At 44.7% G+C, this 15,579-nt stretch carries 12 protein-coding genes; 9 read left to right on the plus strand and 3 right to left on the minus strand.

What is annotated here, in order from left to right; genetic code table 11:
• The first annotated feature begins 262 nt into the window (after nt 1-262).
• Nucleotides 263-1,465 (plus strand): DUF763 domain-containing protein, encoded by a 1,203-nt coding sequence (locus FHW89_RS27345; protein WP_172338227.1) that lies wholly within the window; start codon nt 263-265, stop codon nt 1,463-1,465.
• Here FHW89_RS27345 and FHW89_RS27350 read toward each other — a convergent pair.
• Nucleotides 1,457-1,990, minus strand: a complete 534-nt coding sequence (locus FHW89_RS27350; RefSeq protein ID WP_172338228.1) for a DUF4142 domain-containing protein — start codon at nt 1,988-1,990, stop codon at nt 1,457-1,459. The genes FHW89_RS27345 and FHW89_RS27350 overlap by 9 nt on opposite strands.
• A gap of 183 nt (nt 1,991-2,173) precedes the next feature.
• Between FHW89_RS27350 and FHW89_RS27355 the strand changes: the two genes are divergently transcribed.
• The 4 genes from FHW89_RS27355 to FHW89_RS27370 all read left to right on the plus strand — a co-directional run bounded on the left by FHW89_RS27355 (nt 2,174) and on the right by FHW89_RS27370 (nt 4,208).
• Nucleotides 2,174-2,488 carry a helix-turn-helix transcriptional regulator gene (locus FHW89_RS27355; RefSeq protein ID WP_216650705.1) on the plus strand — a complete coding sequence of 105 codons (315 nt, stop codon included), beginning with the start codon at nt 2,174-2,176 and terminating at the stop codon, nt 2,486-2,488.
• Between the two features lie 56 nt (nt 2,489-2,544).
• Nucleotides 2,545-2,970, plus strand: coding sequence for an SRPBCC domain-containing protein (locus FHW89_RS27360; protein ID WP_172338229.1), 426 nt, complete (start codon nt 2,545-2,547; stop codon nt 2,968-2,970).
• 134 nt (nt 2,971-3,104) lie between these two features.
• A complete protein-coding gene (locus FHW89_RS27365) occupies nt 3,105-3,686 on the plus strand; it encodes a Crp/Fnr family transcriptional regulator (RefSeq protein ID WP_253952336.1) in 582 nt (193 codons plus the stop codon).
• 84 nt (nt 3,687-3,770) lie between these two features.
• Nucleotides 3,771-4,208, plus strand: a complete 438-nt coding sequence (locus FHW89_RS27370; RefSeq protein WP_172338230.1) for a carboxymuconolactone decarboxylase family protein — start codon at nt 3,771-3,773, stop codon at nt 4,206-4,208.
• Nucleotides 4,209-4,395: 187 nt separating this feature from the next.
• Here the strand turns inward: FHW89_RS27370 and FHW89_RS27375 are convergent, their stop codons facing one another.
• Both FHW89_RS27375 and gltB read right to left on the minus strand, forming a co-directional pair.
• A complete protein-coding gene (locus tag FHW89_RS27375; RefSeq protein WP_172338231.1) occupies nt 4,396-5,874 on the minus strand; it encodes a glutamate synthase subunit beta in 1,479 nt (492 codons plus the stop codon).
• Between the two features lie 6 nt (nt 5,875-5,880).
• A complete protein-coding gene (gene gltB, locus FHW89_RS27380; RefSeq protein ID WP_172338232.1) occupies nt 5,881-10,398 on the minus strand; it encodes a glutamate synthase large subunit in 4,518 nt (1,505 codons plus the stop codon).
• Between the two features lie 394 nt (nt 10,399-10,792).
• Here gltB and FHW89_RS27385 point away from each other — a divergent pair, with 394 nt between their 5' ends.
• From FHW89_RS27385 to hisD, 4 genes are all read left to right on the plus strand, one after another.
• Nucleotides 10,793-11,284, plus strand: a complete 492-nt coding sequence (locus FHW89_RS27385; RefSeq protein ID WP_172338233.1) for an HAD-IIIA family hydrolase — start codon at nt 10,793-10,795, stop codon at nt 11,282-11,284.
• Nucleotides 11,285-11,530: 246 nt separating this feature from the next.
• Entirely contained in the window at nt 11,531-13,048 is a 1,518-nt protein-coding gene (locus tag FHW89_RS27390; RefSeq protein ID WP_172338234.1) for a hypothetical protein, read from the plus strand.
• 311 nt (nt 13,049-13,359) lie between these two features.
• Nucleotides 13,360-14,211, plus strand: coding sequence for an ATP phosphoribosyltransferase (hisG, locus tag FHW89_RS27395; RefSeq protein ID WP_172338235.1), 852 nt, complete (start codon nt 13,360-13,362; stop codon nt 14,209-14,211).
• 81 nt (nt 14,212-14,292) lie between these two features.
• A complete protein-coding gene (gene hisD, locus FHW89_RS27400; protein ID WP_172338236.1) occupies nt 14,293-15,579 on the plus strand; it encodes a histidinol dehydrogenase in 1,287 nt (428 codons plus the stop codon).

Raw genomic sequence — 15,579 nt, forward strand, 5'->3', positions numbered from 1 at the left:
GGTCATTATTTATGTTGCGCATAACGTTTTAGCTTTATTCTTTAAAGCTAATTCTGTTACCGAATTAGTTGACCTTTACAATTGCGAGCGTAGCGTGGCAATCCCCGACTTACAGAGCGGCTCTGCATATCGGGGATTGCCACGTCGTTCCTCCTCGCAATGACGCATGGACAAAGACCTCTTCTAGTAAAAGCTTCAGAAAAAATCAACACCATCAACAAAATCAAAAAAATCAACGGTCTTTTTTGCTAACTTTGTTAGCATGAAACGATCAGGGAGTGCAGATATGCCTTTACATTATGGTTATGTGCCGCAATGGCTTGCCGAGCGCATGGCCAAGCTGGGTCTGGCCGTAGTAGAAAACATTGTACTGGATTATGGCAAGGACGAGGTATTACGTCGCCTAAGTGATCCTTTCTGGTTTCAAAGCCTGGGCGCGGTGATGGGTATGGACTGGCATTCATCGGGCATTACTACCTCGGTGATGGGCGCGCTTAAAAGGGCTATTAACCCGCATAGCCGTGAGCTGGGCATTTATATTTGCGGCGGCAAGGGCAAATACTCCAAACAAACCCCAGCCGAGCTGATGAAGATCAGCGAAAGCACTGGTCTGGATGGTAACTACCTGGTGAAATGCAGCAAGCTGAGCGCCAAGGTTGATAATACCGCCATACAGGATGGCTTTCAACTATACCTGCACAATTTTATCCTGAGCGATACCGGTAAATGGGCCGTGGTGCAGCAAGGCATGAGCGATGCCAGCGGTACAGCACGCCGATATCACTGGCATTCGGAACAACTGAGCTCCTTTGTGAACGATCCGCATACGTTCATCTATGGACAAAACCACGGCCTTATCCTCAATATGACCGCTCAACAAGCTGATGCCGCGCGCAATGGCGTGATGCAGATAGCCACCGAAAAACCTGAAACCATGCTGCGCGAAATCAATAAACTGGTAATGCCCGGCCATCATCATGTAACCGCTAAGGATGTCGACCTGAAACGCCTTGGTGCCGTACTGTGGCTGGCCCATGAAAAACAACCTGCCGATTTTGAAGAGCTGTTATTATTGCAGGGATTAGGGCCGCGAACATTACAATCATTGGCGCTGGTGAGTGAGGTAATACATGGCACGCCCTCGCGGTTTAAAGATCCGGCCCGGTTCTCGTTCGCGCATGGTGGTAAGGATGGTCATCCCTTCCCCGTGCCTACCAAAGTTTACGACGAAACCATCGGCACACTGCAAAACGCCATCTATAAGGCCAAACTGGGTCAATCGGAAAAGAATGAAGCCATCAAACGCTTATCGAAAATAGCCGAGAATGCCGAAAAGGATTTTACGCCCAATGCCAATTTTGAACAAGTGATAGCCCGCGAACGCGAAGATTCCTGGAAGTATGGCGGTCGTACAGTAATGGGCCGCTCCAAACCACCGGTACAACAGCAACTGAAATTATTTTAATACCGTAGCCAAGGTCTTTTCCGACTCCAATCTCGCCCGTAAAATTGGCAATTTGATCTTAGCAAAATCCACTACATTGGCATTGCTGTTACGCGTGGCATCTTCAAATAAACCAATAAGTTGCTGCTGTTCATTAATTATTTCCTGTAAACAGGCCTTATCAAATTGAACTCCGTGCGTTTTCGCCAGCTGACTTATCATTTGCTGATGCACATCACTCACCGAATCGGCAGAGGTTACAAAGTTATCGGACTTTAATTTTCGCAGCTCATCAACAAGTTTCATATTATCCACGGTAACCTTTTGAGCAAACTGGATAACCAATTGGTTTTTAGAGTTGGATACAGGTAAGCCCGAAATTTTGATCATGGTAAGCCCGGCCTCTGTACTGCTATTCAGAAAGCTTAGTCCCTTATCATCAACCAATGATTTGTTATTGTAATTGCTGGGACGCTTATTATCTGTACAACTCTGCACCAAAATCAGAGTGATCAATCCTATTAATATTCCTGTTATCTGCTTCATTTGCTACTTACCTGTATTTTACATAAGGTTTAACAAAAATTAATGCTCCTGGTTTAGCAAAGCATCTATATATCTCGCAATCCATCCCAATTGTTACTTATACCGATTTTTAATTTTTTAATTTGCGTAACCAAAAGGTTTCATTTATATTTGTAACCTAAAGGTTTCAAATAACTATTAACTATGATTCAAAGAGACGTTTTTAAAGCAATTGCCGACCCGACCCGACGCGAGATCATCAATTTGATTGCCCACAACAATATGAATTTAAATGCCCTGGCCGATAATTTTGATATCAGCAGACCGGCGGTATCAAAACATATTAAAATATTAACCGAATGCGGATTGCTGGTGATTAAACAGCAGGGCCGCGAACGGTTTTGTCAGGCCGATCTGCGTCAGCTGCAGGAAGTGACCGATTGGGCCGAGCAATACCGTCAGTTCTGGATGCAAAAACTGGATGCACTGGGCGGTTTCCTGGATAAAGAAGGAGCTTAAAAGCGGAATGCATAAAGCTGAAGCTAAAACATAATTATAAACTTAAAATAAAACCTATGAGTGCACAACCATTTGTTATCGACCGAGTTTACAACGCCTCTGTTGAGCGCGTTTGGCAAGCCATTACCGACAACAACAAAATGAAGGAATGGTATTTTGACATACCTGATTTTAAACCCGAAGTTGGCTTTGAATTTACTTTCACCGGCGGAAGCGAAGAAAAAACATACGTGCACCTTTGCCGCGTAATTGAAGTGATTGAGGGCAAAAAGCTATCGCATACATGGAGATATCAGGATTACGAAGGAGATTCGGTAGTTACCTGGGAGTTATTCCCTGAAGGTGATAAGACCCGGGTTGTACTTACCCATACCGGCCTGGAAACCTTCCCACCGCTCAAGGATTTCGCCAGAGAAAGCTTTACCGCCGGCTGGACCGAGATTGTTGGCCGTATGCTGAAGGAATATGTAGAGAAGGCGTAAGTTTTGGTAACTCACAAAAATTGTCATTTCGAACGTAGAGAGAAATCTTATATAGCTTAGATGAATAACGTATAAGATTTCTCACTCGTTCCTCGTATCGAAATGACATTTTGGCTCCTTATCACTATCTTCGAATGAACGTTATGCTAAACAACCTGACCAACCATATCAAAAAATTCGTAGAGCTCCATGGCATCGATGTGGAGTTGATTAATTCAGTGGTAACGGTAAAGCAGGTTAAAAAGAAAACTTTTTTACTGGAACCAGATCATATTTGCCGAGATCTATACTTCGTAAGCAAAGGTTGCCTACGCCTGTATTTCATCAACAAAAAACTCAACGAACAAATAACCCAGTTTGCAATCGAAAACTGGTGGATGAGCGATCATGGCAGCCTCGAAAGCGGTAAACCATCCAGTTATTTTATACAAGCGGTTGAAAATTCCGAAGTCATCAGCATCAGTAAGCCTAAACTGGAAGAGCTTTTTGAAAAGGTCCCCAGCCTGGAACGTTATTTCCGGATAGTGCAGCAGCGCGCTTTTATCGCCTCGCAAAAGCGTATTGAATACATTTACAGCATGAGCGATGAGGAACGCTACCGCCATTTCAACAGTCTGTTTCCCGATTTTATACAGCGTATACCGCAATACATGCTGGCCTCCTATCTGGGCTTTACGCCGCAGTTTATGAGTAAAATACGGGCAAAAAAAGTTTAGTCAGCCTCCGTATTTCTTAATCTTGATTCATTTTTTGAGGCTTGTTTTGTCCTGATCTTTGGGTATCACAAAAAACAAAAGAAAATGAAAACAAGAATCTTAATCGGAAAAGTAGATCCTGAAGCATACAAAGCATTAGCTGTTTTAAGCAATTACATTGAACACAGCAGCTTAACCAAAACGCATAAAGAGCTGATCAAAATACGTGCTTCACAAATAAACGGCTGTGCTTATTGTATAGACATGCATACCAAAGATGCCCGCAAAGCCGGTGAAACCGAACAACGCATCTACGCCCTGAACGCCTGGCGCGAAACTCCTTTCTTCACCGAAGAAGAGCGCGCTATACTGGCTTTAACCGAAGAAGTTACCCTGATACAAAACCATGTATCCGACAAAACCTACGAAGAAGCAGAACGCATCTTAGGCGAAAAATACCTGGCCCAGGTAATCATGGCCATCATCAACATTAGCGCCTGGAATCGTGTAGGTATAGCTACCGGTATGCAGCCTGCTTTGTAAAACAAAAAACGATTGTCATTTCGAACGAGGTACGAGGAGAAATCTTTTACAGTGTATTTATCGCGCGCAAAAGATTTCTCACTATCATTCGAAATGACAACCTTTTTCAAACAACCAAAAAAGCCGGGTCTTTTTCAAGAGCCCGGCTTTTGGATTTGGATTTATAATTCAAATTAGAACATGCTAATTAAAATACTTGGTCAAACTGGTTAACGGCGTCTTTGCTTTCGAGCACGGAGTGTCCCATCAAAAACTCATCAACCTTGCGGGCTGTTTCGCGGCCCTCGGATATAGCCCATACCACCAGTGATTGTCCGCGGCGCATATCGCCGGCGGTAAATACTTTGCTTATATTGGTACGGTACACACCTTCTTTCGCTTTTACATTTTTACGCTCATCAAGCTCCACGCCTAATTGCTGTATCACACCAACATGCTGCGGATGTAAAAAGCCCATCGCCAGGAATACACGCTGACAAGGTATTTCGCGCTCAGAACCTTCAACTACATTGAATTTTACCGGGCGACCCAGGAAATCCTGCTCCCACTCTACATCAACTACTTTAAGGGCCCTCAGGTTGCCTTCTTCGTCGCCTAAGAACTCCAGCGTATTTACACCCCAGAAACGCTCCGCACCTTCCTCGTGCGAGCTGGTGGTTTTCATCACCATGGGGTAAGTTGGCCATGGCATATGCTTGGTGCGCTGCTCAGGCGGCTGAAACATCACCTCAAACTGTTTAATAGAGCTGGCACCCTGGCGGTTTGATGTACCCACGCAGTCAGAGCCGGTGTCGCCACCGCCAATGACTACCACATCTTTACCGGTAACCAGGATATCTTCACCCTGAACCGGGATGTCGCTTACCCGTTTATTTTGTTGTTTCAAAAAGTCCATCGCGAAGTGGATGCCTTTTAACTCACGACCGGGGATGTTGAGGTTACGTGGTATAGTTGAACCGCCTGCCAGTACTACAGCATCATGGCTGCGTACCAGTTCATCAGCGGCTACGTTAACACCAACCTCGCTGTTGCATTTAAATACAACGCCATCTTTCTCCATCACTTCGATACGGCGCTCTACTACCCATTTTTCCAGCTTAAAATCGGGGATGCCGTAACGTAACAGGCCTCCCGGTTTATCATCGCGCTCGTAAACAGTAACGGCGTGCCCTGCTTTGGTCAGCTGCGCTGCCGCGGCCAGTCCTGCCGGACCTGAGCCTACCACAGCTACCTTTTTACCGGTTTTAACCAGTGGTGCAGTTTGTTTTACCAGGTTTTTCTGGTAAGCGATCTCGATAATATGTTTCTCAATTTCCTCAATAGCTACAGCGGGTTTGTTGATACCCAGTACACATGCCGACTCACACGGAGCAGGGCATATACGGCCTGTAAATTCAGGGAAGTTATTGGTTGACGATAAAATATGGTAAGCCTCTTCCCAGTTTTTGCGATACACCGCATCGTTAAACTCCGGAATAATATTACCCAGCGGGCACCCCGAATGGCAAAACGGAATACCGCAATTCATACACCTGGCCGATTGTTGGTTCAGCTTTTCGTCGGTATATAAATTAACAAACTCTTTATAGTTCTTTACGCGTTCAGCAGCCGGGGTCTTGGTTGGTAACTCCCTGTTAAACTCCTGAAATCCTGTTGGTTTTCCCATTGAAATTTAGCCTATTGTTTGATATTGTAATTTCTCGATAACTTTTTTATACTCTTTCGGATACACCTTCACAAATTGTGTAGATGCCAGCGCCCAATCCTTCAGGATCTGCTGTGCCAGTTTACTGCCGGTTAAGCTGATGTGCTTGCGTAACAATGCCTGTATCTGCTCCTCGTCCTGTAATGATAACGGGTCAAGATCCACCATCTCAGTGTTGCAGTTTTCGGCAAAAGTACCTTCGGGATTGTATACCCAGGCTAAACCGCCGCTCATACCTGCTGCGAAGTTTCTGCCTGTTTGTCCCAGGATCAACGCGCGGCCACCGGTCATGTATTCGCAACCGTGATCGCCAATGCCTTCCACTACAGTAGTAGCACCAGAGTTACGTACCGCGAAACGCTCGCCTGCCATACCACCGATAAATACCTCGCCGGATGTAGCGCCATACAGGGCCACATTACCGATAATGATATTATCCTTCGGCACAAAAGTGGCGTTGCCTGCCGGGTAGATAGCCAACTGTGCTCCCGATAAACCTTTACCTACATAATCATTTGCTTCGCCTTCCAGCTCAAAGGATAAACCTTTGGTGGCAAACGCGCCGAAACTTTGACCTGCCGAGCCTTTGAATTTATAGTTGATGGTATTATCAGGTAACCCAGCCGATCCGTATTTTTTAGATACCTCATTGGATAACAAAGTACCAATGGTACGGTTAACGTTGATCACATCGAAGGATGCAAATACCGGGGTTTTATCTTCCAGGGCAGCTTTAGCGCTTTCTACCAGTTTCCAGTCCAGGATATCGGCCATGCCATGATCCTGGCTTTCGCTATTGTACAGCGTCATGCCTTTGGTATTGGTTACCGGATGCAGGATGCCAGATAGATCGATCTTTTTAGCTTTCCAGTTATCCAGGTGGTCTTTTACTTTCAGGAACTGAACACGGCCTACCATTTCATGAATAGTACGGAAGCCCAGTTCAGCCATGATCTCGCGCAGTTCTTCGGCCATAAACTTGAACAGGTTAACCACATGCTCAGGTTTGCCAGAGAATAGTTTACGCAGTTCAGGATCTTGTGTAGCTACACCCACCGGGCAAGTGTTCAGGTGGCATTTACGCATCATGATACAGCCACCGGCAACAAGGGCAGCAGTAGCCACACCCCATTCTTCGGCACCCATCAGGGCCGCAATAGCCAGGTCACGACCGGTTTTTAACTGACCATCTGTTTGCAATACCACACGGCTGCGCAGTTTGTTGCGTACCAGTGTTTGGTGAGCCTCGGTTAAACCAAGCTCCCATGGTAAACCTGCGTGTTTTACAGAGCTTATTGGCGATGCGCCTGTACCACCGTCATATCCGGCAATCAGGATCACATCGGCGTGGGCCTTAGCAACACCCGCCGCAATGGTACCCACGCCGGCTTTTGAAACCAGTTTTACGTTGATACGTGCGGCACGGTTAGCATTCTTTAAATCGAATATCAATTGGGCCAGATCCTCGATTGAATAAATATCGTGGTGCGGCGGCGGAGAGATCAAACCAACACCTGGTGTAGAGTGACGGGTTTTAGCGATCCAGTCATCAACTTTATGACCAGGTAATTGTCCACCTTCGCCCGGTTTTGCTCCTTGCGCCATTTTTATCTGTAGCTCATCGGCATTGGTCAGATAGTTGGAAGTTACTCCAAAACGTGCCGAAGCGATCTGTTTAATAGCCGAACGCATAGAATCGCCGTTTGGCAATTTTTCGTAGCGCATTTCATCCTCGCCACCTTCGCCGGTATTACTTTTACCGCCTATACGGTTCATGGCGATGGCCATGGTGCTGTGCGCCTCATGCGAGATAGAGCCGAATGACATGGCGCCCGTTGCAAAGCGTTTCATGATATTTTCTGCCGGTTCAACCTCATCTATGCTGATAGCCTCACGGTGATGGGCAAAATCAAGCAGGCCACGGATAGTGAAATGCTTTTCGGTTTGCTCATTGATCTCTTTAGCATATTTTTTATATACCTCGTAATCATTTGTACGGGTAGCATGCTGTAATAAGTGTACGGTGGTTGGGTTAAACAAGTGGGCTTCACCACGGCGTTTCCACTGGTAAATACCACCTTCGGGTAGTAAGTTATCGGCAGCTTTTGCGCTAAACCCGATGCGGTGTTTGCAAAGGGCCTCACGGGCTATTTCATCAAGCCCTAAACCGCCTATGCGACTTACGGCTCCGCAGAAATAACGATCCACAACCGATGTGTTTAAGCCTAATATTTCAAACACCTGCGATCCATGGTATGATTGCAAAGTAGAGATTCCCATTTTAGAGAAGATCTTCAGCAAGCCATCATTTACAGATTTTACATAATTTTTTTGCAGGTATTTGATATCCAGACTGGTTTCCAAGCTGCCATTATTTTTAATAGTTTCAATGGTTGACAGGGCCAGGTATGGGTTGATAGCCGTTGCGCCAAAAGCCAGCAAGCAGGCAAAGTGATGTACTTCCCAGGCATCACCGGTTTCCACAACCAAACCTACCGCGCCACGGCGGCCTTTTTTAACCAAATGATGGTGAACCGCAGATACCGCCAGTAACGATGGTATAGGCGCGTGCTCAGAATCAACAGCACGATCCGATAGGATCAATACCTCAAAACCGTCATCAACCGCGTCCTCGGCATAACGGCAAAGCCTGGCTATACCTTTTTCCAGCGAGCCCGGCATGCCATCGGCATTAAAATAAGTTTGCAGGGTTTTAGCATGGAACAAACCGGTATCAATACTGCGCAGTTTTTCTAACTGGTGATTTTTTAGTATCGGGTGTTTTAACACTACGCAATGGCAGTGCATTTTATCTTCATCAAGCAAATTACCGTTGTTACCAATAAAGGTAGCTAAACTCATCACTAAACGCTCCCGGATAGGATCTATCGGCGGGTTGGTCACCTGGGCAAAAAACTGTTTGAAGTAGCTCGACAGGTGCTGTGGTTTGTCTGACAGGATAGCCAACGGCACATCGGTACCCATGGAACCTACGGGCTCTTTACCATCAACCGCCATTGGTTTAATAATGGTGTCGATATCTTCGCGGCTGTAGCCAAATACCTGCTGGTAACGGAATACCGCCGACTCAGAAAGGCTGGCAAATGCCAAACGCGGCTCGGCCAGTTCGCTCAGGTTTATTTTATAGTTTTCCAACCAACGGCCATAAGGCTGTTGCGTGGCAATTTGTTGTTTAATTTCTTCGTCGGTAATAATGCGGGCCTGTTCGGTATCAATCAGCAGCATTTTGCCGGGCTGTAAACGGCCTTTGCGTAATACCGTGCTTTCGTCAATAGCTAAAGTACCGGCTTCGGAAGCGGCGATTACGCGGCCATCATTGGTGATTACATAACGCAGCGGACGCAGACCGTTACGATCAAGCACAGCGCCAACCAGTTTACCATCGGTAAAGCTAATAGCAGCAGGGCCATCCCATGGCTCCATTAAAGTAGCATGATATTCATAGAATGCTTTTTTAACCGGATCCATCTGCTCGTTACCATCCCATGCTTCGGGGATTAGCATCATCATTACATGTGGTAATGAACGACCAGAGTGCAGTAAGATCTCGATGATATTATCCAAACAGGCAGAGTCAGACTGGTTATTGTCAATCACCGGCATGATCATCTCCATCTCTTCGGCGCTGAAATAGGTGGAAGCGTATGATTTTAAGCCAGAGTAGAACCAGTTTAAGTTACCGGTAAGGGTATTGATCTCGCCGTTATGGGCAATCAGGCGGAAAGGCTGCGCCAGTTTCCATGACGGGAATGTATTGGTGGAGAAACGCGAGTGGATCATGGCAAAGCCAGAGGCGATACGCGGATCGTTCAGATCTGAATAATATTTACGCAGTTGATAGGTAGTAACCTGTCCTTTGTAAACAATGGTTTTACATGATAACGATGTAAAATAAAAATGCTCACCAGCGCCGGGAATAGTTTCAACGATGGTTTTGTTAATATACCTTCTTAATATAAATAGTTTACGTTCAAAATCGTCGGCATTGGTAATACTGCCTGGGCGTGCAATAAAAATCTGTTCTACATCCGGTTCAGCCTGACGGGCGGTTTCACCAACGGCCATCGAATCGACAGTAAGCTTACGATAACCTAATTTGATCAGGCCCAGCTTTTCAATAGCATTGGTGATCACATTACGGCAGGCTTTCTTTTGTGCCGAGTCCTTCGGAAAAAATATCATCCCCACACCATACTCACCGGGTTCAGGCAGGCTGATCTCCAGGTTTGAGCATTCTTCCATCAAAAATTCATGTGGTAATTGTATCAGTATACCTGCGCCGTCGCCGGTTTCAGGATCGCATCCGCAAGCGCCGCGGTGTTCCATGTTCTCCAACATAGTTAGCGCATCGTCAATGATCTGGTAAGATTTATGACCATTAATATTGGTTATAAATCCTGTTCCGCAGGAGTCGTGTTCAAATTCTGGCCGGTAAAGGCCCTGGTGGCTCTCAGTTTGATTCATCGTAAAATTTAAACCAGTTTTATAAAAAGGGTGTAATCACGAAATTACTAAATCCCACATAAATTATAAAATTATCGGTTATTTTTTAAAATATCTAAAAAATCCATTACCGAAGTAATGTTTATTTAACAAATCGATAACAAAAAATACAGAATATTATGATTAAGAAAATGAAATACGAAATTTTCTTATTTAGAATCGATATAAAGTTGCACAAACAAAGCAATATTCAGTTATAGCAGCGGTAATTATTGTTATAACAGAATTTAATTTTGTGTGATTTATCGACGTATTCTATAGAATAACACTCAATTTAAACTAGTGTACTATTTACATTAAGGTATCATTTAACCTAAATTTTAGAATTGTTAACTTCGCACAAAATTTAAAACTGATGCCAGCAAAAAATAAAGCCGTTTTTTTAGATCGTGATGGGGTACTTAATCAGGAGATGGGTGATTATGTGCGCCGCCTGGAAGATTTTCATATACTGGACAATTTTGAAGCCTTGAAAACCCTGCAGGATCGCGGTTATCTGTTGCTTGTAGCTACCAACCAGGGCGGCCTGGCCAAAGGCTGGTATACCGAAGAAGAGCTGGGCAAAATGCATAGCCTGCTGAAACAAACCTACCGTGAGCACGGTGTAGAGATAACCGACTTTTTTTACTGCCCTCATCACCCCCTGTTTACCGGCGATTGCGATTGCCGCAAACCAAAACCGGGTTTATTATTACAAGGCATTGCCAAATATGATATCGACCCGGCCCAATCCTATTTCATTGGCGACCGTGAGCGTGACGTGGAAGCCGGGACGGCCGCCGGTGTTAAAGGTATATTAATAGACAGCGACCAGCCGATTAGTACGGTGCTGCATCAAATTGCTTAAATAATTAATCAAAGTATGTCATTGCGAGGAGGAACGACGAAGACAACCGACCAGAGGGAGCTCATTAATACAATAAAGAAAACAAACACAGCATTAATAATCTCCTCGCATGCATAAATGCGAGGAGATTGCTACGCTACGCTCGCAATGACATAAAGAAAGAGCGATGGTTGTCAAAAAATCTGTATAACCTAAAACATTTTCCCTTCATACAACTTTTATCCCTATTAACCAGTAAAACATCACATGCAACTAAACCGCTATTTAAAAAACTACGACACTTTTATAGCCGCGCTGCTTGGATTTTTTGCTGTACGTATATTTTGTAGTTATAGCGGTATCGGCATTTCGCCCGATTCGATCATGTACGTGAGCGCTGCCCGAAGCCTGAACACCAACGGCACACTGCAAACGTTCAATCACCTACCTATAGTCGACTTCCCGGTGTTCTACCCTATTTTCCTGGGCACTATCAAGTTCATCACCCGTATTGATCCGGTTATTTACGGATCGGTATTGAATGGATTGATGTTTGCCACCTTAATATACTTCAGCGGGTGGATCATGCACCGCTTTGTGCCCACATCACGTGTTTATAAATGGCTGATGCTGGTGGCCATTGTTCTTAGTCCGGCCTTGCTGCAGGTGTACTCCTACTTATGGTCGGAGACTTTATTTATTCTCGAAACTCTGCTATTCCTGGTCGCTTTCAGACAATATCTTTTAAAACATACGCTTAAACCATTGCTGGTGGCTGCCATTATTGCTGCTATAGGCTGTATTACCAGGTATGCCGCCGTTACCATTGTGGGCACCGGAGGCTTATTGTTACTGCTCGATAGGGTACTGCCGCTTAAAAAGAAGATCATACATATTATTATATACGGCTTTGTTTGTATATCGCTGCTGGTAAGTAACCTGCTGTTTAACGCGTTCATGTCGGGCACCACCACCGGGCCACGCGAGCCATCCATTACCTCCTTTGGTAAAAACCTGTACTATTTTGGTACCGTAATGTGCGATTGGATGGGATTTACCCCCAATCAGTATTACCTGGCTACGCCTATTGCTACCATCATGCTATTGGGTTTTATAGCAGCACTGGCGTACAATTACTATCGACGCAGGCTGGATAGCTTTGAAAATCTGGCTATTACCTTTGCTTTAGTGTATGGTTTGTTCATTATCATTTCCTCCACCTTTTCGCGTTATGAGCGTATCAATCACCGCTTGCTGGCCCCTATTTTTATTCCGGCGCTTTGGGGTTATACCAGTTGGGGCCCGCTGATCCTCAAGAAGATCAGCAGCATAACTACCCGCCGTATTGTAGCTGCTGTATTTATAGTGTTGATGCTGGGCTTTGTAACCAAAGAGTTTTTTATAGATAAGCAACGCTACAGCGAACAAATAGCCGATGATTACGGTGTACCCGGCTATACTTCTGATGATTGGCTGGAATCGCCTTTTGCAGCTTATTTAAAGCATATTGATAAAAGCATGTTTAAGCCAAAGGTTACCATTTATACCGATGCGCATGAGGCGGTTTATTTCTTCTCGGGCATATCATCGTACCTGGTGCCGCACCGGTTCTTCAAAAAAGACATTGCCAGTTTCTATAAAAAGAAACACTTCTATCTTATTTGGTTCAACGTACTCGAAAACCCCGAACTAATCAATCTGAAGGATATCCAAAAAGTAAAATCGCTCAAACTGATCAAAGATTTTGGCGAAGAAGGCGGTATTTATGAGTGCGATGAGCAATAAAAAGATCAAAATTTAAAACGATCAGCCATATAAAATTTACAGAATTGCAAAATAGTTAAAGTTTGGGGCCGATTATTTTGATAATTCTAAAATTTGGCAAATTCTGATTCAAACATTTTGATTTAAAAAACATCTGTATATATTTGCGACAGCTAATCCATAGTTTTACTATATAAAAATGAACGGCATCGCACTACATCATCTTCATCTGCATCACCACCATGTGGTGATCAGCTAATATGTATGTTTCTACGCGAAATAACAATCTCCGTTTATACTCTTTTTTATCATAGTTTCTTAAATTCAATCTTTTGAAAACACTTAAAATAGCGATCCAGAAATCTGGTCGTCTCAACGAAAAATCTGTTGAATTACTAAAAAATTGCGGCTTAAATTTCGAAAATTACAAAAGCTCGCTTATCTCCCCCGTTTCCAATTTCCCTTTAGAGATCCTTTTTCTGCGCGATGATGATATTCCAGAATACGTTCAGGATGGTATTGCCGATCTGGGTATTGTTGGCGAAAACGTGATCCAGGAAACCGAGGTTGAGGTGAGCTACCTGCAACGTCTGGGCTTTGGTAAATGCTCGCTCAAAATAGCCGTACCCAACAACAACGATATTCAAAACCTGAGCGATCTGAACGGAAAAGCCATTGCTACTACCTATCCTGTTATTCTAGGTAAGTTCCTGCAGCAGCAGGGTATTCAGTCAGATATCCGTACCATATCCGGTTCTGTAGAGATCTCTCCAGGCCTTGGTCTGAGTGATGCTATCTGCGACCTGGTTTCCACAGGCGGTACATTAAAAAGCAACGGACTGAAACCATTTGCCGATGTAATGTCGTCAGAGGCAGTGCTTATCGGTTGTAAAACCATCGAAGATAATCACCTGGTGCAGGAGCTTATCCAACGCATTCAATCGGTTTTACGTGCTAAAGAAACTAAGTACGTTGTACTTAACGTTCATAGAGATAACCTTGATGCGGTTACTGCTTTATTGCCGGGCGTAAAAAGTCCGTCGGTAGTAAGCCTGGCCGAACCTGATTGGGTTGCGGTACACACCGTGATCCCCGAGCGTGATTTCTGGGATAGGATAAGTCAGCTTAAACAAGCCGGCGCGCAAGGCATTGTGGTTATGCCGATTGAGAAGATAATACTTTAGTTAGTGTGCAGTTGGCGGTTTGCAGTTAGCATTTTAAAACTGTAAATAAAGCAAACTGCCAACTCAAAACTGCAAACTGAAATGAAGACATACAACTATTCAGATTTAAACAGCACCGACATCCAAAAACTGGTTCAGCGTAATGTTGACCCGGCTAATGAGATCCGCACCATTGTTGAGGAGGTTATTGATAACGTACAACAACATGGCGATAGTGCCCTGTATGAATATGCCAGAAAATTCGACAAGGTTGAATTAAGCAACCTGTATCTGGATAAAACAGACCTGGAAGAACTGGCCGAGTCGGTATCTGCCGAGCAAAAAGCCGCGCTGCAAACGGCTTACAACAATATTCATAAATTTCACAAAGCCCAGTTAAAAGCCGAGGATAAAGTAGAAACCATGCCTGGCGTTACCTGCTGGCGCGAGTTAAGGCCGATTGAAAAAGTGGGTCTGTACATCCCCGGTGGAACGGCTGTTTTACCAAGCACTTTTTTAATGCTGGGCATCCCCGCACGCATAGCGGGTTGTCATGAAATTGTGGTGTGTTCACCACCGCAAAAAAACGGTAAGGTGAATGCTTTTATAGCGTACGTGGCCTTGCTGTTGGGCATCGATAAAATATACCTTGCAGGTGGTTCACAGGCTATCGCGGCCATGGCTTACGGAACTGAAAGTATTACTAAAGTTGATAAGATTTTTGGCCCTGGAAATCAGTTTGTTACCAAGGCTAAAACCATCATCCAATCCACCACCACAACGGCTATTGATATGCCAGCAGGCCCATCAGAAGTATTGGTGATTGCTGATGAAAGCGCTACCCCGGCCTACATCGCCGCCGATCTTTTGGCGCAGGCCGAACATGGTATTGATAGCCAGTCGGTATTGGTATGTACCTCTGCCAAAATAGCTCAGGAAACATTGACTGAAGTGGAGAAACAGTTACCTACTTTACCCCGTACCGAGATCGCTAAACTGGCTATTGATAACTCGTACATCGTGGTTGCTTCTAATTTAGAGCAAGCTATGAATTTCAGCAACCAGTACGCGCCGGAGCATTTGATACTGGCTACCGAAAGATGGAAAGAGATCACCGGTTTCATCATCAATGCGGGCTCGGTGTTCCTGGGTAATTTAACCCCGGAAAGCGCCGGCGACTATGCCTCAGGAACTAATCATACGCTGCCAACCAGTAGCTATGCCAGGGCATATTCTGGCGTATCGGTTGATTCGTTTGTCAAAAAGATCACCTTTCAGCATATCACCCGTGAGGGCATCCAAAATATTGGCCCATCAGTTGAAATTTTGGCCGAGTTGGAAGGCCTGCACGCGCATAGGAATGCGGTATCAATAAGGAATAATTATTAA

It is taken from the genome of Mucilaginibacter sp. SG564 (assembly GCF_013149275.1).
In the GTDB taxonomy this organism is placed as follows: Bacteria; Bacteroidota; Bacteroidia; order Sphingobacteriales; family Sphingobacteriaceae; genus Mucilaginibacter.